Raw genomic sequence first — 18,542 nt, 5'->3', positions numbered from 1 at the left:
GGAAATCAAGCGTGAAAGAAAAAGAGAAAAGAAAAAGACAAAAAGATAGAAGAGAAAAAGACAGAAGACAGAGCAAAGACGACAGAAGAGAGGGTAAAAAAACAGGCAGGGTTCAAGTCTGGGTTAAAGAAGAGACCCTCGCTTATGAAAAAGAGCTAGCAAAGCTTCAAATAGAACTTTTAAAACTTCAAAACCATATCAAGGCAAATGGTTTGAAAGTTATTATGATCTTTGAGGGACGTGATGCTGCTGGAAAAGGTGGGACAATAAAAAGGATCACCGAAAATCTAAATCCTAGGGGTGCCAGAGTTGTAGCCTTAGAAAAACCAAGTGATATAGAAAAAACCCAGTGGTATTTTCAAAGATATGTGCAACACTTGCCAACTGCTGGAGAGATTGTAATCTTTGATAGGAGTTGGTATAACAGAGCTATGGTAGAGCCTGTAATGGGCTTTTGTACAGAGAGACAGCATCATCAGTTTTTAAAAGATGCACCAAAGTTTGAAGATATGATAGTCGATGAAGATATAAAAATTTTTAAGTTTTACTTCTCAGTTTCAAAAGATGAACAAGCAAAAAGGTTTAAAGCTAGAGAGACGGACCCACTAAAACAGCATAAATTCTCAACAGTTGACAAAGAGTCACAAAGACTTTGGAATGAGTACTCACTTGCAAAGTATATGATGCTAAGTCAAACTCATACAGATTTTGCACCGTGGACTATAGTAAAGAGTGACAACAAGAAAAAAGCAAGACTAAACTGCATCAAACACATACTAAACTTTGTTGAGTACAAAGACCAAATACCAAACAAAGAGCTAAAAGTTGATGATGAAATCATAGTATATGGACGAGATGAAGCAATTGCCATGGAGAAAATGTTTCAGTACTCGCTTAAAGAAGAGATCAAGAGTTAAAACTTTTAAACCAGTCGTCTGGCCTATTTGAGAGAGGATTTTGAGAGTCAAACTCATCTTTATCTAGTGAAAATCTATAATTTCTCATATAATTTCGTATGAGCTTGTATGCTTCTGAAATCTCTTTAAACCTCTCATCACTTCCATCAGGCATATCTGGATGGTATTTTTTTGATAGTCTTAGATATTGGTTTTTTAGCTCACTTTGAGTCATCCTTGTAACTATGTTTAAACTCTCTAACGCTTTGTCAAAATCTTCATAACGCATAAATATCCTTTAAATCCTTATATATTACCTATAACTAAATTAATGTAATCTTGATGTAATAAAATTATTTTATACTTGCACAAATTTAAAAAAGGAAAATCAAAAAATGAAAAAAACCATCTTGATATCTTTGGCAGTATTAACAATATCTGCTCTTGAGGCAGATGCGAGCGATATTAAGCTTTATACGGACGATAAAGGTCAAGTTTTTACAACACCAGCTGATGGTAGAGTAGAGCTAAAGAGTAAAGAGACTCCACTTTTTTCAAAAAGCTCAAAACTTCAGTTTAGTGGTACACACTATTTGGGCTATATATATCAAGATAAGAAAAATTTAAGTGCTTCTGATGGTGGTCCAATAGCTCAAAAGTCAACTGGAAACTTTGAACTTAGAAGAAACTATCTTCAAGTTAAAGCTTATTTACTTGAGGATCCTAAGTCTTACTTACGTGTCACCTTAGATACTGTGTATAGTTCTGGTAAAGATGACTATGCAGATATTTTTGCTAAATATGCCTACATTTATTTAGATGATATTTTACCATTTACTGGTGTTGAGATAGGTATGGCACATCGTCCTTGGATTGATTATGAAGAGCATCAAGGTTGGTGGATGCGTTCAATATCCAAAGTTTTCATTGAAGCTAGTGAAGCAGCTCATCTTACAAACTCTGCAGATTTAGGTTTTAACTTTAAAACTAAAACTGATTATTTTACATCTGAGATAGGTATATTTAATGGTGAGGGCTACCATGGTAAAAATGGTACTGAAGAGGAAATCGGTTCTGGAAACTCTGCTGAGTGGAGATTAACAGGTGCTTTTTTAGGAAATGGTAAAATGAAAAGAAAACCTACAAAAGATAGCTACTTTGATGCTTCCTTTTATGGGCAATACAACATGGATAACTCTCAAAATGAAGTTATAGTAAATGGTGTTAATAAAGTTTATGACTACAAAATATTAGGACTTCATACTGTTTACAACATACCAAACTTTTTAATAGCGGCACAATATGTTCAAGCAGATAATGATGGAGCGGATAAAGGCTTAGGAACAAGTCAGTTTAATGGTGAGGGTTACTCTATAAACTCTAGCTTTCGTTTTGGAAGTAAAAAAGAGTTTTCTATTATTGGTCGTTATGATGTTTGGGAGTCAGAAAATGAAGTTAGTAAAGAAAAAAACAAAACTAACAGTGCCATTTATGGTCTAGCTTGGCAACAAAATAAAAATCTAAAATGGTTGCTCTCAGGTCAATCATATAGAGCAAGTGATAATAGAAGCTATAAAGGTTCAGTAGCTCAAGATTGGGACTCTGCTATGATAACTGCAGAGGTTCATTGGTAAAATCAATCTAGTTAAGCTCAGTTTTATGAGCTTAACACTCTCTCATATCTCGCTATTTAAACTCTTAAAAACACACTTAATACTTAATAAATAGCAATTTGGCTAAAATACCATCAATTTTAAAAGTGATTATTGGAGAATCAATGGACGCAGCCAAATATATTTGGATGAATGGAGAGTTTGTAGCTTGGCATGATGCAAAAGTACATGTACTTTCACACACAATTCATTATGGAAACGGTGTAATTGAAGGCACAAAAGCCTATAAAACTAAAAAAGGTTATGCGATTTTTCGCCTAAATGACCATACAAAGAGACTAAAAGAGTCAGCTAAAATGACTTTGATAGATATTCCTTATAGTATTGATGAGATGAACAGAGCTCAAATACAACTTGTAAAAATGAATGAGTTTACGGGTGATAATGTCTATATTCGTCCTTTTGCATTTCTGGGCTATGGTGTTATGGGCGTTTATCACAAAAATGCTCCAGTTGAGACTGTTATGAGTGCATGGGAGTGGGGCGCTTATCTAGGTGAAGAGGGACTTCAAAAAGGCATTAAGTTAAAAATTGCCTCAATGAATAGACCATCAAACACTTCAAACATGGGTAAAGCAAAAGCAACAGCTAACTATCTAAACTCCCAGATGGCAAAGTATGAGGCTATTGATTGTGGCTATGATGAAGCCTTGCTTTTAGATGACCAAGGCTATGTTGCAGAAGCTTCAGGAGCTAGTTTCTTTATGGTAGCAGATGGTGTTTTAATAACTCCTCCTAGTGACAATGCCCTTATTTCTATAAGTCAAAAAACAGTTATAGAGATAGCACAAGATTTAGGCATAAAAGTGGAGCGTCGTAAAATCTCTAGAGAAGAAGTATACATCGCAGATGAGGCATTTTTAACAGGAACAGCAGCTGAGATAACACCTGTTAGAATAGTAGATGCAAGAGAGATAGGCAATGGTTCTCGAGGAGAAATGACAGAAAAACTACAAAGTGCTTACTTCGATATAGTTTTTGGTCGTAATGAAAAGTATGCGCACTATTTGACTTATGTTGATGGGTGTTAAGAGAGATAAATAAAATCAAGGAAACAATAAAAATGAAAGAGGATAATATTTTAATGGCATCAGATATGAATGATTACTTTAATAAGAAAAAAAGCCAGAGTAGTGAGTCTAGTCAAAAATCGGGTAGAGGCTCTAGTGGCGGGGGAGGTGGTCCACAGCTGCCTAAGATGGATTTTAACTTTGGTGGTGGTAAAGCGGGCATAGCTTACTTTTTAATCGCAGTAGTACTTTTGCTGGTATTAGCAAAACCTTTTACCATCATTCAAGAGGGTGAGAGAGGAATTTTGAGTACAAATGGTAAGTACCAAGATCAGGCACTTCTACCAGGTCTGCACTTTATAGTTCCAGTGATTCAAAAGGTTTATGTAGTTGATACTAAAGTCCGTATCATCAACTATGCTACTCGCGTTGAAGCTAATGCCGGAATGAGTTCTGGAATAGGCTCTAAACCAGCTATTACAGTTTTGGATAAAAGAGGTCTTCCTGTTACCATAGAGCTAACTGTTCAGTATAGACTAAACTCTCAGTTTGCAGCTCAAACTATTTCAAACTGGGGCTTTAGCTGGGAAGAGAAGATTATCACTCCAGTTGTAAGAGATGTTGTTCGTAGTGTTGTAGGTAAGTATGATGCAGAATCACTTCCACAACTTAGAAGTCAAATAGCTCAAGAGATAGATAGAGATGTGAGAAAGAGTGTCTCAAACCTTGAAAATACTCCAGCGGATTTGCAATCAGTTCAACTTCGTGAGATAGGTCTTCCTATAAAAGTAAGAGAACAAATTGAGCGTGTTCAAGTTGCAAAGCAAGAAGTTCAAAGAGCAGAGCAACAGGTTGCAAGAGCTAAACAAGAGGCACTTAGACGTGCCGCAGAAGCAGAAGGTATAGCTCAAAAGAAGAGAATTGAAGCTCAAGGTATAGCTGACGCTGTAACTATTGAAGCTGATGCAAAAGCTAAGGCAAACATACTTATCGCAAAATCATTAACCTCTAAACTTTTAGAGCTTGAGCAGTTAAAAATACAAGGTAAGTTTAACGAAGCACTACAAATAAATACAGATGCAAAAATATTTTTAACACCTGGTGGTTCAACTCCAAATATCTGGGTTGATACAAAAGATGTTAAGAAAAGAACAACGGCTGAGTAATGAGTATTCTTAACTCTTTAGAGAGAGTGGATTGGCAAAAGTGTGATCTTTTGCCAGTTATAGTCCAAGATATCAAAAACAATGAAGTCTTGATGATGGCCTATATGAACAAAGAAGCATTAGAGTTGTCTCTTAGCACTAAAATAGCTCACTACTTCTCAAGAAGTAAACAACGCATCTGGAAAAAGGGCGAATCAAGCGGGCACATTCAAAAGATAGACTCTTTTTATATAGACTGTGATAATGACACACTTCTTATAAAAGTGATTCAAGAGGGTGTAGCATGTCATACAGGAAGAAGATCTTGTTTTTTTACAGAGTTAGAATCACTTAAAACAAGCACCGATGTAGAAGTTGATACTAAAGAGATGTATGGAGTTATAGACACGCTCTACCACACAATCCAAGAGCGAAAGAGTGCAGATACTAGTAGCTCATGGACAGCAGCACTTATCTCTAAAGGTGATAACGCTATACTCAAAAAAGTTATAGAAGAAGCAGGTGAGTTTTGTTTAGCCTATAAAGATGATGATGAGCATGAGGTGATATATGAAGCAGCGGATTTGACCTACCATATGCTTGTAGCTCTTGGAGTTAAAAATATCTCTCCTGAGCGGATTAAGCAAGAGCTCTCTCGAAGATTTGATATGAGTGGGATAGCTGAGAAAAATTCAAGAAGTAACTAAAGAGATATGAAAACACAGATAACTACCTTTGTAAATGAGCTTATTGTTTATGACTTTATCCTCTTTGGTAGTTCTTTTATACTCTTTATTCTTCTAATCATTTTAGGGATTTTACTTAGACGAAAGACAGCCATCGCTGTTGTAGTAATTCTGCTGTCATTTGGTATCCTCTTTTTAGCTCCAACTTTTGGATATGTTAAGATGCATGAGTATCTATATAAACATAAAACAGAATTACTCAGTGAGAAAAAGCTTAATTTTAACAATGCTATAGTTGTTAAAGGACTCCTCACAAATGAGTCAAAGAGATTTTTTAAAAGATGTAGCATCAAAGCAAGCGCTATAAAAGTGACTTCAAATAAATTTAAAAACTATATCTTCTCATTTAAACCAATAGTGACGAGCAAAATAACAGAGAAAAATATAGACATAGGTGAGAGTAGGGAGTTTAAGATAATAGTAGAACCTTTTAATTATGAAGGTGATTATAATATCACTATCGGAGCAAAATGCAACTAATAACTCTACTTAATTATTGGCACTATATAGCTTTACTGATAGTAGTTTTGATTTGTGCAGGTGGAATCTTCTCAGCATATAAGCAAAAAGATAAAAAGCTTGTTTTTCCTATAGTAGTATCTACAGTTCTTATAAGCACACTATTAGGAGTTTTTTCAATAGTTATAGTAGATAAGTACACCAAAAAAGTGTCTATATTTAAAGTTGAGAGCAAAAGACTTTTAAGTATAGAAAAAATCTCATACAGTGGAATAGTCAAAAACGATGGTAATCATGAAATTGGTGAGGTTATAGTTGAGATTAAGCTTGTAAACAAAGGGCATGCTACAGGAAATGTAAAGGGTGGAAGTTTTTTCAAATCAAGCGGATTTTTTGGTTTTTTTACTGGCGGAGCAAATCTTTCATATAAACCGCAAACCATAATAAAAGAGTTTGTAGTTGCAAGAAACTTAAAACCAGGTCAAGCAGAGCCATTTAGGGTCTATTTTGATTGGCCACCATATTTTAGGCAGGTTGCAGACTTTGTTACAGTCAAAGGACACTAATATTTAAGTTCATGCGGTCTTAGGGCTTTGTTTATATTTCTAATTTGTGAATTTTTATCTCTACACCAATCAGGTGAGAGCAGTGATGAGTCATCTATACCAGCAGTAACCCTTTGCACTGTTACATTTTGAGGCTTCATCTTTAGTGCTTTAGTTAAAACTTCAAGATAAGCGTCTTCACTAATAGGTGTGAACTTTCCTTTTAGGAAATCATTTGCTAAAGAAGTTCTTTTAACAACATACAGAGGGTGGTATTTAACAGAGTCTATACCCCATTCATAAGCCTCTTTAGCAGTTTCTAGCATCATCTCTTGTGTTTCACCTGGAAGTCCAAATATAAGGTGCCCACAAACATTTAATCCTAGTTTTTTAGACTTTTTTATCCACTCTTTATTCATTTGGCTTGTATGACCGCGGTTTATCTTTTGGAGTGTCTCATCATAGATAGATTGAATGCCAAACTCTACCCAAATCTCTTTGTCCTCATTTAGTTTGGCTAAGTATTCTAATGTCTCATCCGTTATGCTGTCACTGCGAGTACCAATGCTAAGTCCTACTACATTTTTAAATGAGAGAGCTCTGTCATAAAGAGCCTTTAGAGTCTCAAATGGCGCATAAGTGTTTGTAAAAGATTGAAAATATACTAAAAACTTTTCGGCTCCATACTCAACTTGTTGTCTCTTTGAGATGGCATCAAACTGAGTTTGAAGTTGTAAAAGCTGTTTTTGTAAGTTTGGGTTATGTGTTGATGTGAGATTTAGATGAAAACCTTTTAGCTCTTGAGTCTCACCAGTGCTTGCACTAAAAGAGTCATTTTGACAAAAGGTGCAACCACCTTTTGCAACTGTTCCGTCTATGTTAGGGCAAGTAAAACCAGATATATTTATGCCAACTTTATAAACTTTGCATCCGTATTTGGACTTTAAGTAGTTACCAAAAGTATAGATTTGTTGCACTTTTTTTTTCCTTATCATCACGAACTCTTTATCTAAGGTTATTTTGTATCAAAAAATAGAAGTAATTTTAAACGATGTATTTGCCAGTAAAGCAGGCTGTACAGTAGTTGTCTTCATTAGTGTTTACGCTTCTAAGAAGCGATGCTTCATCTAAGTAAGCCAAAGAGTCAGCTCCAATGAATTCGCATATTGCATCTACGCTCATATTTGCAGCTATTAGTTTGTCTTTGTTTGGAGTGTCAACTCCATAATAACAAGGGTCTGTGGTTGGAGGAGAGGATACGCGCATGTGGACCTCACTAGCTCCTGCTTCTTTTAACATTCTTACTATTCTTCTTGAAGTGGTTCCACGAACAATGGAGTCATCGATAACAATAACTCTTTTACCCTTGATAATATCTGTCATAGGCGAGAGTTTCATCTTTACTTTAAGATCACGCATCTCTTGAGTTGGTTCAATAAATGTCCGACCAATGTAGTGATTTCTCATAATCCCCATCTCATAAGGAATACCACTCTCTTGGCTGTATCCAATTGCAGCTGGAACTCCACCATCAGGAACAGGAATAACTAAGTCAGCTTCAACTGGCTTTATATGTGCTAACTCTCTTCCCATAGCTTTTCTTGTTTGATATACTGATTGACCAAAGACTTTGGAGTCTGGCCTTGAAAAGTAAACATACTCAAAAATACAGTGTTTTGGAGTTGGTTCAAAGATTTTTATGCTTTTTGGCTCTTTGCCTTCTTCAAAAATCAGAAGTTCGCCGGGCTCCACATCTCTTATAAACTCAGCACCAACCAAGTCAAAAGCACAGGTCTCAGATGCAACAATATATCCACCATTTGGAAGAAGACCTAGACTAAGAGGGCGGAAACCGTGTCTATCACGCATTGCAAACATTTTTGTTCTGCTTAAAAATACAAGTGAAAATGCACCCTCAATTCTTTGAACTGCATCTATAATTCTAGCTAGAAGTTTTTTTTGCTCACTTTTTGCTATAAGGTGGATAAGATTTTCTGTATCCATAAATGTTTGAAAAATCGCACCTTTTTCTATAAGTCTATTTCTAATCTCATCAGCATTTGTAAGATTTCCATTGTGAACTATTGCCATTTCGCCTAAATCATATCTGGCAAATACTGGTTGAGCATCTAAAATAGAGTCATTTCCAGCGGTTGAATAGCGAGTATGTCCAATAGCACTAGATCCGCTAAGTGTTTTTAATTTTGCTTCATCAAAAACACGCATAACTAATCCACGCTTTTTAATAGTGTAGAGTTTTTCCCCATCAGCGGAGCTTATTCCTGCCGCTTCTTGTCCACGATGTTGAAGTGCATGAAGTGCAAAATAAGCTAATCTTGAAGCTTCTTTATGACCGTAAATACCTACAACTGCACACTTTTCATTAACATCTTCTCGCAAAATTTTTCCTTGTTTAGAGTATAACTATTTTGGAAGTATACTTGAATTGTCTTAAATTTTTTATAATACTTATAACTCCAAGCAATCACTTATGGAGTAAAGTCCAATTTCTTTTCCTACAAGCCACGAGGCAGCTCTTATAGCTCCCTTACTAAAGGTGTTTCTAGAAGTTGCAGTATGGTTTAGCTCTATAAACTCTCCATCATTGTAAAAGCCAACAGTATGACGACCTACAATATCTCCACCTCTTAGAGCCATAACAGATATTTCATCTTTAGTGCGCTCGCCAATGTTTCCATCTCTTCCACTTATGCGAACGTTATTTAAGTCAAGTCCACGGGCAGTTGCTGCTGATTCACCTAGAGTTAGTGCGGTTCCACTTGGTGCATCTTTTTTATGTTTATGGTGCATCTCAACTATCTCTATATCAAAACCCTCTAACGCAGCTGATGCTTGGTGTACTAGTTTGTTTAAAAGTGCTACACCTAAAGACATATTTGTAGCGTAAAGGACTGGCATGCTTTCACTTGCTTGCTTTATTAGATTTAGCTGATGCATACTTAATCCTGTAGTGCCAATAACAAGAGGCGTAGGAGTCTCTATGGCAGCTTCAAGTAAGGTTTCACAAGCTTTAGGAAGAGAGAAATCTATAACAATATCACAAGCTTTTAAAAATGATTTTACATTCGTGCTAACTAGGATTGATGGGTCTATAGAGAAGTTTAGTTTCTCTCTAACAAATACTGAACTCAGACTAATATCATCAGTCTTTTTTAAATCATCTATGACTAGTTGCCCAACTCTACCATTTGCCCCAAAAACTCCAACTTTTACCATACAAAAATTCCTTAATTTTACTTTGTAAAATGAAGGAAACCCTTCATTTATTTGTCACGGTATCGGAAGTAATTCCGCTACCTACGCTATCGCTTGGATTCCTTCGGCAGGAAGCCCTCGGCACTTGTGCCTCTGCTTATTTTGTCACGGTATCGGAAGTAATTCCGCTACCTACGCTATCGCTTGGATTCCTTCGGCAGGAAGCCCTCGGCACTTGTGCCTCTTTTAGCCTAGTTTTTCATCTACAAAAGAGATAGCTTGAAGAGCTGCTACTGCACCATCTCCAGCTGCACTTACAACTTGCTTTGGAGCTGCTATTCTCATATCTCCTGCCGCAAAGAGACCTTTTACAGAAGTGTTCATGCTAATATCAACTATAACTTCACCCTTGTCGTTCATATCGCATAAAAAGCTACCATCTTCTTGTTTTAGAGTTTGGTTGTTTACATCATTTCCAACAAAAGTAAATACACCTGGAACCTCGATGTCGCGAAGCTCGCCATCTTTGTTTTTAACTCTAATGCCAGTTACTCCCATCTTATCTCCATAGACTTCATCAGGAGTAGAGTTTAAAACTAGCTCTATCTTTTCAGATTTTTCAACTCTCTTTACAGTGTTTGGAGATGCTCTAAATGTATCTCTTCTATGAATCAGATATACTTTAGAACATATTTTTGCCAAATATAGTGCTTCTTCTAGAGCAGTGTCTCCACCACCGATAACAGCTACTTCTTTTCCTTTGTAGAAAAATCCATCACAAGTTGCACAAGTGCTTACACCTTTTCCAAAAAATTCATCTTCTCCAGCAAAGTCAGCACGTCTTGGAGATGAGCCAGTTGCTATGATAACACTATGTGCATCAGTAACTGTTCCATCACCTTTATGTATTTTAAACAAGTCACCATCTTTACGTACTCTTGTAACTTCTACCATTTCGTGTTTTAGACCAAATCTTTGACACTGCTTAGGCCATGGTTCCATAAGTTCCATACCAGTAATCTCACCAGTTGCACCTGGATAGTTTTCTATCTCTGAACTTTGAGTAATTTGCCCACCAGGCATTCCTTTTTCAAACATCACAACATTTTCTAAACCACCGCGAGTAGTATAGAGCCCAGCTGTAAGACCAGCGGGTCCACCACCTATAATTGCACAATCTAAAATCATCTTTATTCCTTAATTTTACTTTATAAGATGAAAAAAACTCTTCATCTTACACTTATGATAGCACTAAAACGAAGCTAAAATACCATTGCTAAACCGTTGTGGCACTAAACCTATTGAGTTAGAATTATAATAAATCAACATTTTTTGACAATTCTTGCAAATTATCTAATTTTCGTATCATACTATCTTGTTTATAAATCTGCTCTTGTGATTTTTTTATAAAAAAAATAGAAGGGGATTCGTAGATATTAAAGCGTTGGATAAAGCTTAGTGAAGTCTTTGTTCCACTTCTTAAAAAAGTAGTACCCTCACTGTTTTGTCTAACTTCATTGTAGTAGTCGATTGCTAGTATTGGGAGCTTAAGTTTTGTTTGAGAGAGTAAGTCCATAGTGTTTGGATCTTTAGAGCTATAAAAGACAACTATATACTTTTCTTCTTCTGGAAGAAAAACATCGCTTTTTTCATAAAAAACAAACTCCTTAAAATCTATGAACTTGTACTCTGAAAATTTATAGTTGAAGTAAGCAAAAGCACCAGCTATCATAGCGGCACCAAAAAACGAAGCTAGAAGAGTAGAGAGAGAAAAGAGGCTTTTGCCTCTTACTCTTGACACTACTTAAACTCTTTACGTTACGCTAAAAGAGCGTTGATTTTTTCAGCTAGAGCTTGTTTTGACTGTGCTCCAACAACTTGATCTACCATTTCGCCATCTTTAAAAAACATGATAGTTGGAATAGAGCGGATACCAAATTTAACAGCGATATCTTGCTCTTCATCAGTGTTTACTTTACAAATTTTAGCCTTACCATCAAAGTCTTCCGCTAACTCTTCAATCACAGGTGCAATCATACGACAAGGTCCACACCATGGAGCCCAAAAGTCTACTAAAGATACACCTTCACTTAAAGTTGCTTCAAAATCTGCACTAGTTAATTCTATATATTTACTCATCACAATTTCCTTATTAAATTTATATGGAAGTATTATACAAAGCTAATCTTTAAAAGGACTTTATAAATTTTTGCAAATATTTTATAGAATATGCTAAGAAGAAAAAAATAGGGTTTATGTGCTTTAGTAGGCCAAATAAAGTTTAGCGATACGCCGATCCTTGTTTCTTTTTTTTTGTATAATTTTAACAAATTTTTTAAGGGTTTTTTATGAAACTAACAATAAGCGATGGACAAATAGGTGTTAGACCACCGGTCACAAAACCACATCCTGGTTTTTTACATGAGGTAGGAGAGGAGAGATTTAAAAAGCTGGTTTATGACCATTACGAGTCTATAAAGACAAGCGACATTGCTTTTTTATTTCCTATATATGATGAAGAGGATTTTGATGATGCAAAGCAACATGCTTTTGATTTTCTTATCCAGATTTGTGGTGGACCTAGATATTTCGAACTGAGTCGTGGCGAACCTAGAATGGTTGGAAGACATGCCCCATTTCGAATCGATGAAAATGGTAGAAAAACATGGTTGGCTCTCTATGCTCCACTTCTAGAGGCTCTTGTTGATGAAGGGATTACGGAGGAGTATATAGAGAGTTTTTGGAATTATTTAGATGTGTTTTCTATGTGGCTTGTAAATACTAAAAGCTAAAATTTTAGCATCTCTCTTTTTCTTTTTTTAAAGGTTGCACACTCTTGATAACCCACATCTCTTGCAAGATTTACAAGTTCTTTAGCAAAGAGAGAGACCTGTTCTGGTTTGTGTGCATCTGAGCTAAAAGTGATAGGAATATTTAGCCTATAAGCATCTTTTAAGAGGCTGATGGAAGGATATTGTTCAGCCACTGGTTTTCTAAATCCTGCCATATTTAACTCTATAACCATATCTGCATCTTTTATAGCTTGTAGTGTCTCTTTTGCAATGAGACTTATATCTTTTTTTGGCATAAATTTAAACACTTTTATCAAATCAAGATGTCCTACTATATCAAAGAGTCCACTCTTTGCCATATCTCTTACGGCATCAAAATATTTTTGCCAAATAATATCTATGTCTTCATGCTCATAATGACCGATAAACTCAGGGTTGTCAAATCCCCACTCATCTATAAAATGAACAGAGCCTATGAGATAGTCAACATCTGCTTCTAATACTCTTTTATCCATATAACCATTAAGAAAATCAACTTCATAAGCTAAAAGGATATCTATTTTATTTTTGTACTTATCTCTTAAATCTAGAACTTCTTTTTCATAGCTTTTCATTTCATCAAACTTCATACGATATTTTGTATCAAACTTCATAGGTGCATGATCTGCAAAACCAAACTGTTTTGTACCAGTTGCAAGGGCTTTTTCAACATATTTAAACAGTTCTCCCTCAGCGTGGTTGCAAAGCGGAGTATGGTTGTGTAAATCGACTATCATTTTGTGCCTCTGAAATAAAACTTATAGAATTTTATGCTATTATAGTGACAATAAATAAATTTGGCTAGGGAAAACAAAAATGACTCAAGAAGAATTAGATGCTATGATGAATGGAGAAATCGATGATTTTGATGATTTTGAAGATGATGTAAAAGAATCAGATGATAAAGAGCTTGATGAGAGCTTAGCAGATAGTGGTGTTCCTGCTGGATATAGTGAAAAAACATCTCATCATTGGCCACTACCTGCTACGGATGAAAATAAGATGGTGCATCAGCTAGATGATGTAACAAAAGAGGGTGAAGAAAAAGCTAGTGAGATTTTTGACATCATTGAGGCTATTAGTAATGATTTGATGGAAAAAGAATCAAACACCCAAAATGCTTTAGAGGTTATAGTTTCAAATATTGAACTCTTTAGCAAGCTTAGTGCAAAATTTCCTGATGTTGAAGCTTTTAAGACTCAGTTAGAAAAAAATGAAGCAGCACAAGAAGATATAAATCAAACTTTAGAAGCACTACAAAATAGTGGCGACTCTATTATGAATGTAATGGATATTATGCAATATCAAGATATTCACCGTCAAAAGATAGAGCGAGTTATAAATGTAATGCGCGCACTTTCAAAATATATGAACACTCTTTTTGAAGGTAAGATAGAAGACGAAAAAAGAGTCTCATCTGCTCAACATATCGCAGGCGATACGCATAATGAGTTGGCATCTACTGATGATATCGAAGCACTACTAGAGCAGTTTGGAAAATAATGAGCAGAGTTGAACTACTCTCCCCTGCAGGGACTCTAGAGAAACTAAAAATAGCACTTGACTTTGGTGCTGATGCTGTTTATGGTGGAGTAAGCCACTTCTCACTCAGGATACGCTCTGGAAAAGAGTTTAGTATGGAAGAGTTTAAAGAGGGTATCGACTATGCTCATGCTCGAGGTAAAAAAGTCTATGCAACTATAAATGGCTTTCCTTTTAACTCTCAACTATCACTTTTAAAAAAACATATATTAGCTATGGCAGAGTTAGAACCTGATGCTTTTATAGTCGCTACTCCAGGTGTTTTAAAATTAGCCCATGAGTTAGCTCCACAAATCCCAATACATCTATCAACTCAAGCAAATGTTATGAATGTTTTAGATGCAAAAATCTTTTATGAGATGGGGGCAACTAGAATTATTACGGCTCGTGAGATTTCGCTAAAAGACCTTGTAGCTATAAAAAAAGAGCTTCCAGATCTAGAGCTTGAAGTTTTTGTTCATGGTTCTATGTGTTTTGCATATAGTGGAAGATGCCTTATCTCTACTCTTCAAAGTGGGCGAGTTCCAAATCGTGGAAGTTGTGCTAATGATTGTAGATTTCCTTATGAGATCTATGCTGCAAATCCTGAAACGGGAACACTTTTTAAGTTAGAAGAAGATGAGGGCGTTGGGACTTATATTATGAACTCAAAGGACTTAAATCTTGCCTCTCATATAGATGAGATACTAGATAGCGGAGTTGTAGATTCTCTAAAGATAGAAGGTCGAACAAAAACATCTTACTACGCGGCAGTAACTGCAAAAGCATATAGAAATGCCATAGATGACTACTATGATGACAAGTATGAGGCTAGAAAATATCAGTACGAGCTAGAGAGTCTACAAAATCGTGGCTATACAGATGCTTACTTAATCTCAAGACCTTTTGAAAAACATGATACACAAAGTTTAGACTTTACTATGCAGCTAGGCACGCATCAAGTAAGTGGACAAGCTGATGAAAGTGGAGAGTTTTTTATGTGTAAATATAAAACTCTTCCAAATGGTGAGCTTGAAGTAGTAGCTCCAAAAAACTCAAAAATAGAGTTAGTTGATAATGAGATAGGCACAACATATGAAAGAGATGGCGTAGTCTACTTAAAGCTAAAAATGTTAAGAGCTAAAAATGGCAAAGTCTGGGAAGAGGTTCATAGTGGAAATGTCAATCCTATAACATTACCAACGAAGTTTGCCCCATATACTTTTTTTAGAATAAAGGCCCATGAAGATATGGGAACATATCCAAAGAGATAAAAAAGTGTGTGAGTTAATGTTAAACAATTGTCAAGCTAGATCCTGAATCAAGTTCAGGATGACGCGTGTTCCGTCATTCCGTGCTTGACACGGAATCTAGTCTATAGAATAGAGGGTTCAGTTTAAAATAAAATAAATGTAGATAAAGTTATATCTGTAACTTTATAGAAGGAAAAAATTAGATGAGATTTGTATCAATTGTAATGGGTAGCAAGAGTGATTATGAAGTAATGAAGTCGTGTTCTGACACACTAGAGGCTTTTGGAGTAAACTATGAGATGATTATCTCCTCAGCTCATCGCTCGCCTGAGAGGACCGCAAAGTATATTATAGAAGCGGAGAAAAAAGGCGCTCAAGTCTTTATTGCAGCAGCTGGAATGGCTGCACACTTAGCTGGCGTGTTATCTTCTAAAACGGTTAAACCCATTATCGGTGTACCAATGTCAGCATCGGCACTAAGTGGGATAGATGCACTTCTCTCAACTGTTCAAATGCCAGCTGGAATGCCAGTTGCTACTGTGGCAATAGGTAAAGCTGGAGCCATCAACTCCGCATATCTAGCGATGCAAATTTTAGCACTTGACAATGAAGAGTTGGCAGTAAAGCTACAAGAAGATAGAATCTCTAAGGCTAAAAAAGTTGAGATAGATTCACTAGAGATAGAGACAATAATAAAAGCGTAAATTAAAGGAATATTCATGAAGTGGATGAGCGATGAAGAATATATGGAACTCACAGGCCTTGATATGGATGCTATTGATGATTTGTGCGCGCGTGGAAAACTAACAGTAGAAGTTAAAGATGGCATCAGAATGATAGATCCATCCAAAGGCTCACAAAATGTGGTTCCGGCTAAACTAAAAGAGCTCTCCGCTAGAAACACAAAAGAGATGTTAGTCCAACCTGAGTTTGTAGAAAAAACTATAGGCACCATAATCAACCTTCATGAAAAAGTCCTAGATGCAAAAGATGAAACCCTAGAAGCCGTAAGAACTGAAAACACCTTTTTAAGAGAGGCTCTAGGCTCACTTCAAGAGCTTTATGATGAAGATAGAAAGACCATTCATACACTTCAAGAGCAGTTAAAACTCTCTCAACAAGAAGTTGAGTTTATGAGAAGAAAGTACAAGCTTATGTGGAACAAAGCGATAGACGAACATACTACTTAATAGTCTATAATGAGCAAAGCTCACTATAACGGCATGGACTAAAGTCCATACAACCTCCTAAAGCTACAAAAAACAAGTTTTTTGAGAAATATAAGGTTTGCAAATATGACAATAGATAAAGCTTGTGTTGATTGCATAGTCAATCAAAGTTATAGAGTATGCGATGCAATAGACGCTCCGCAAGATTTAAGACAGAAGATAACTTCAAGTATCAAGGAGATGAGCAAAGAGTTTTCATATGAGAAAAATCCTCCAGAGATAGCCGCAGATGTTTATGAAAAAATGGCTCTCTTAGCAAATAAAGAGGACTTATATGATAAGGTAAAAGCACTCTCAACACAAAAAGCACTCTCGTTTGTTCCCCTTTTAGAGAAAAAACTTTTAAGCTCTCCTGATAAACTCTTAACTGCAACAAAAATAGCAGTAGCTGGAAATGTTATAGATTTAGCAGCAGTTGTTGAGTTTGACCTAGAAGAAGAGCTCTCAAAAGTCTTTGAGACAGACTTTACTCATGATGACTTTGAGTCACTTCGAGCAAAGCTAAAAGATGCAAAGAGTGTTTTAATTATTGGCGACAATGTTGGTGAGCATATTTTTGATTATATGTTTGTAAGAACATTAAAAGAGTTATATCCAGATGCACACTACTCATATATGGTTAGAGGAAATCCCATCATAAATGATGTAACTATAAAAGAGGCAAAAGAGGCTGGGTTTGACGAGCTTTGCTCTTTAGTAGATAGCGGAGTTAACACTCCCGGATTTTCATATAATCGTGCAAATGCCCACTCAAAAGAGCTTTTTGACAGTGCTGATTTGGTAATAACTAAAGGCATGGGAAATTATGAGTGCCTAAATGATACTCACAGAAAAAATCTCTGCTTTTTACTCAAAGTAAAGTGCGAGGTTGTAGCATCTTCTTTGGGTAAAAGTGTGGGCGATATAATCTGTAAAATGATATAATTGCGAAAATTTATGAAATAAGAGTCTCTGGTACACTCTCTCGGAAGGCGTGACAAACTCTTCTCGTTTTTAAGTTCTCAGAGTGTGCAACGAGAGAAATAAAATAAAATTAAGGTAAATAGATATGATAACTTTTAGCTCCATGCTACTAAAACTTCAAGAATTTTGGATGAAACAAGGATGCAATATTGTCCAACCTTATGACATCCCAGCGGGTGCAGGAACCTTTCATCCAGCCACTTTTTTACGCTCACTAGATTCACAACCTTGGTCTGTTGCTTATGTAGCACCATCTCGTCGTCCAACTGATGGAAGATATGGCGAAAATCCAAACAGATTAGGTTCATACTATCAATTTCAAGCACTCATTAAACCATCACCTGACAATATTCAAGAACTCTATTTAAAATCATTAGAGTACTTAGGTCTTGATGTAAAAAATCATGATATCCGTTTTGTAGAAGATAATTGGGAGTCTCCAACGCTTGGTGCTTGGGGACTTGGTTGGGAAGTTTGGCTAAATGGCATGGAAGTGACACAGTTTACTTACTTTCAGCAAGTTGGCGGTATAGAGTGCAAACCTGTTGCAGTTGAACTTACTTATGGAACAGAAAGACTTGCGATGTATCTTCAAGGTGTTGATAATGTTTTTGATATCGTTTGGGGTGAAAATGAGCACGGAAAAACATACTATAGAGATGTTCATAAAGAGAGCGAGATAGAGTTTTCAAAATACAACTTTGAAGTAGCAGATACAGAGATGCTCTTTGCTGACTTTACTGCTAAGAGTAAGGAGTGCCAAAGAGCTATAGAAGCTGGGCTTCCTCTTCCTGCATATGATCTGTGTATGATGGCATCTAACACTTTTAACATCCTAGATGCAAGAAAAGCCATCTCACAAACTGAGAGACAAAACTATATACTAAAGATAAGAGAACTCTCAAAAGCCTGTGCTGAGCTATATAAAGCTCAAGAAGATGAGAGAATACAAAGAGTGAAGAGTTAGTTTTATATGAAGGTATCAAGTAGGGTGAAAAACATTTAGTTTTTGGTTGATTACCTTTAAAAGTGTTATAATATAACATTTTATTTAG

22 protein-coding genes are annotated in these 18,542 nt (G+C 36.0%); 14 read left to right on the top strand and 8 right to left on the bottom strand.

All coding sequences use genetic code 11. From position 1 onward, the window contains the following. Positions 1 to 11: 11 nt before the first annotated feature. Positions 12 to 917 (top strand): polyphosphate kinase 2, encoded by a 906-nt coding sequence (gene ppk2 / locus M947_RS19520; RefSeq protein ID WP_021287807.1) that lies wholly within the window; start codon positions 12 to 14, stop codon positions 915 to 917. On the opposite strand, the gene M947_RS19515 is transcribed toward ppk2, so the two are convergent. Then, the gene (locus tag M947_RS19515; RefSeq protein ID WP_021287806.1) at positions 907 to 1,185 is read right to left on the bottom strand and encodes a DnaJ domain-containing protein; all 279 of its coding nucleotides are present in this window, start codon (positions 1,183 to 1,185) and stop codon (positions 907 to 909) included. The genes ppk2 and M947_RS19515 overlap by 11 nt on opposite strands. A 106-nt stretch (positions 1,186 to 1,291) precedes the next feature. Here M947_RS19515 and M947_RS19510 point away from each other — a divergent pair, with 106 nt between their 5' ends. From M947_RS19510 to M947_RS19485, 6 genes are all read left to right on the top strand, one after another. Further along, the gene (locus M947_RS19510) at positions 1,292 to 2,530 is read left to right on the top strand and encodes a hypothetical protein (RefSeq protein ID WP_021287805.1); all 1,239 of its coding nucleotides are present in this window, start codon (positions 1,292 to 1,294) and stop codon (positions 2,528 to 2,530) included. A 143-nt stretch (positions 2,531 to 2,673) separates the two neighbouring features. After that, a complete protein-coding gene (locus M947_RS19505; RefSeq protein WP_021287804.1) occupies positions 2,674 to 3,600 on the top strand; it encodes a branched-chain amino acid transaminase in 927 nt (308 codons plus the stop codon). Positions 3,601 to 3,653: 53 nt separating this feature from the next. After that, positions 3,654 to 4,745: a prohibitin family protein gene (locus M947_RS19500; RefSeq protein ID WP_031348022.1), complete on the top strand. Its 1,092-nt coding sequence runs from the start codon at positions 3,654 to 3,656 to the stop codon at positions 4,743 to 4,745. After that, a complete protein-coding gene (gene hisIE, locus M947_RS19495; protein ID WP_021287802.1) occupies positions 4,745 to 5,431 on the top strand; it encodes a bifunctional phosphoribosyl-AMP cyclohydrolase/phosphoribosyl-ATP diphosphatase HisIE in 687 nt (228 codons plus the stop codon). The genes M947_RS19500 and hisIE overlap by 1 nt, the downstream gene beginning before the upstream one ends. A gap of 6 nt (positions 5,432 to 5,437) precedes the next feature. Then, positions 5,438 to 5,950 (top strand): DUF2393 domain-containing protein, encoded by a 513-nt coding sequence (locus M947_RS19490; protein WP_021287801.1) that lies wholly within the window; start codon positions 5,438 to 5,440, stop codon positions 5,948 to 5,950. Further along, the gene (locus M947_RS19485; protein ID WP_021287800.1) at positions 5,941 to 6,495 is read left to right on the top strand and encodes a DUF2393 family protein; all 555 of its coding nucleotides are present in this window, start codon (positions 5,941 to 5,943) and stop codon (positions 6,493 to 6,495) included. Before M947_RS19490 ends, M947_RS19485 begins: the two co-directional genes overlap by 10 nt. Here the strand turns inward: M947_RS19485 and mnmL are convergent. The 6 genes from mnmL to trxA form a co-directional block, all read right to left on the bottom strand. Then, positions 6,492 to 7,451 carry a tRNA modification radical SAM protein MnmL/YtqA gene (gene mnmL / locus M947_RS19480; protein ID WP_031348021.1) on the bottom strand — a complete coding sequence of 320 codons (960 nt, stop codon included), beginning with the start codon at positions 7,449 to 7,451 and terminating at the stop codon, positions 6,492 to 6,494. The genes M947_RS19485 and mnmL overlap by 4 nt on opposite strands. A 67-nt stretch (positions 7,452 to 7,518) precedes the next feature. Next, the gene (gene purF / locus M947_RS19475; protein WP_021287798.1) at positions 7,519 to 8,874 is read right to left on the bottom strand and encodes an amidophosphoribosyltransferase; all 1,356 of its coding nucleotides are present in this window, start codon (positions 8,872 to 8,874) and stop codon (positions 7,519 to 7,521) included. Between the two features lie 69 nt (positions 8,875 to 8,943). After that, complete coding sequence (gene dapB, locus M947_RS19470) at positions 8,944 to 9,711, bottom strand: 4-hydroxy-tetrahydrodipicolinate reductase (RefSeq protein ID WP_021287797.1); 768 nt, start codon at positions 9,709 to 9,711, stop codon at positions 8,944 to 8,946. A gap of 225 nt (positions 9,712 to 9,936) precedes the next feature. Next, positions 9,937 to 10,875: a thioredoxin-disulfide reductase gene (gene trxB, locus M947_RS19465; RefSeq protein ID WP_031348020.1), complete on the bottom strand. Its 939-nt coding sequence runs from the start codon at positions 10,873 to 10,875 to the stop codon at positions 9,937 to 9,939. 127 nt (positions 10,876 to 11,002) lie between these two features. Continuing rightward, entirely contained in the window at positions 11,003 to 11,491 is a 489-nt protein-coding gene (locus M947_RS19460) for a hypothetical protein (RefSeq protein ID WP_021287795.1), read from the bottom strand. A gap of 17 nt (positions 11,492 to 11,508) precedes the next feature. Next, positions 11,509 to 11,829 carry a thioredoxin gene (gene trxA / locus M947_RS19455; RefSeq protein WP_021287794.1) on the bottom strand — a complete coding sequence of 107 codons (321 nt, stop codon included), beginning with the start codon at positions 11,827 to 11,829 and terminating at the stop codon, positions 11,509 to 11,511. A gap of 209 nt (positions 11,830 to 12,038) precedes the next feature. Between trxA and M947_RS19450 the strand changes: the two genes are divergently transcribed. Beyond that, complete coding sequence (locus tag M947_RS19450) at positions 12,039 to 12,482, top strand: globin domain-containing protein (protein ID WP_021287793.1); 444 nt, start codon at positions 12,039 to 12,041, stop codon at positions 12,480 to 12,482. On the opposite strand, the gene M947_RS19445 is transcribed toward M947_RS19450, so the two are convergent. Beyond that, positions 12,479 to 13,258 carry a histidinol-phosphatase HisJ family protein gene (locus M947_RS19445; RefSeq protein ID WP_021287792.1) on the bottom strand — a complete coding sequence of 260 codons (780 nt, stop codon included), beginning with the start codon at positions 13,256 to 13,258 and terminating at the stop codon, positions 12,479 to 12,481. The genes M947_RS19450 and M947_RS19445 overlap by 4 nt on opposite strands. 79 nt (positions 13,259 to 13,337) lie before the next feature. Here M947_RS19445 and M947_RS19440 point away from each other — a divergent pair, with 79 nt between their 5' ends. From M947_RS19440 to glyQ, 6 genes are all read left to right on the top strand, one after another. Beyond that, positions 13,338 to 14,024, top strand: a complete 687-nt coding sequence (locus tag M947_RS19440) for a hypothetical protein (protein WP_021287791.1) — start codon at positions 13,338 to 13,340, stop codon at positions 14,022 to 14,024. Further along, positions 14,024 to 15,316 (top strand): peptidase U32 family protein, encoded by a 1,293-nt coding sequence (locus M947_RS19435; protein WP_021287790.1) that lies wholly within the window; start codon positions 14,024 to 14,026, stop codon positions 15,314 to 15,316. Before M947_RS19440 ends, M947_RS19435 begins: the two co-directional genes overlap by 1 nt. 182 nt (positions 15,317 to 15,498) lie before the next feature. Next, the gene (purE, locus tag M947_RS19430; protein ID WP_021287789.1) at positions 15,499 to 15,999 is read left to right on the top strand and encodes a 5-(carboxyamino)imidazole ribonucleotide mutase; all 501 of its coding nucleotides are present in this window, start codon (positions 15,499 to 15,501) and stop codon (positions 15,997 to 15,999) included. Between the two features lie 15 nt (positions 16,000 to 16,014). Beyond that, a complete protein-coding gene (locus tag M947_RS19425; RefSeq protein ID WP_021287788.1) occupies positions 16,015 to 16,485 on the top strand; it encodes a DUF3972 domain-containing protein in 471 nt (156 codons plus the stop codon). A gap of 105 nt (positions 16,486 to 16,590) precedes the next feature. Continuing rightward, positions 16,591 to 17,448, top strand: a complete 858-nt coding sequence (locus tag M947_RS19420) for a damage-control phosphatase ARMT1 family protein (protein ID WP_021287787.1) — start codon at positions 16,591 to 16,593, stop codon at positions 17,446 to 17,448. Between the two features lie 124 nt (positions 17,449 to 17,572). Beyond that, positions 17,573 to 18,454, top strand: coding sequence for a glycine--tRNA ligase subunit alpha (gene glyQ / locus M947_RS19415; RefSeq protein WP_021287786.1), 882 nt, complete (start codon positions 17,573 to 17,575; stop codon positions 18,452 to 18,454). Positions 18,455 to 18,542: the final 88 nt, after the last annotated feature.

This window comes from Sulfurimonas hongkongensis (assembly GCF_000445475.1).
GTDB lineage: Bacteria > Campylobacterota > Campylobacteria > Campylobacterales > Sulfurimonadaceae > Sulfurimonas > Sulfurimonas hongkongensis.
This window is presented reverse-complemented; position numbering and strand designations above follow the sequence as displayed.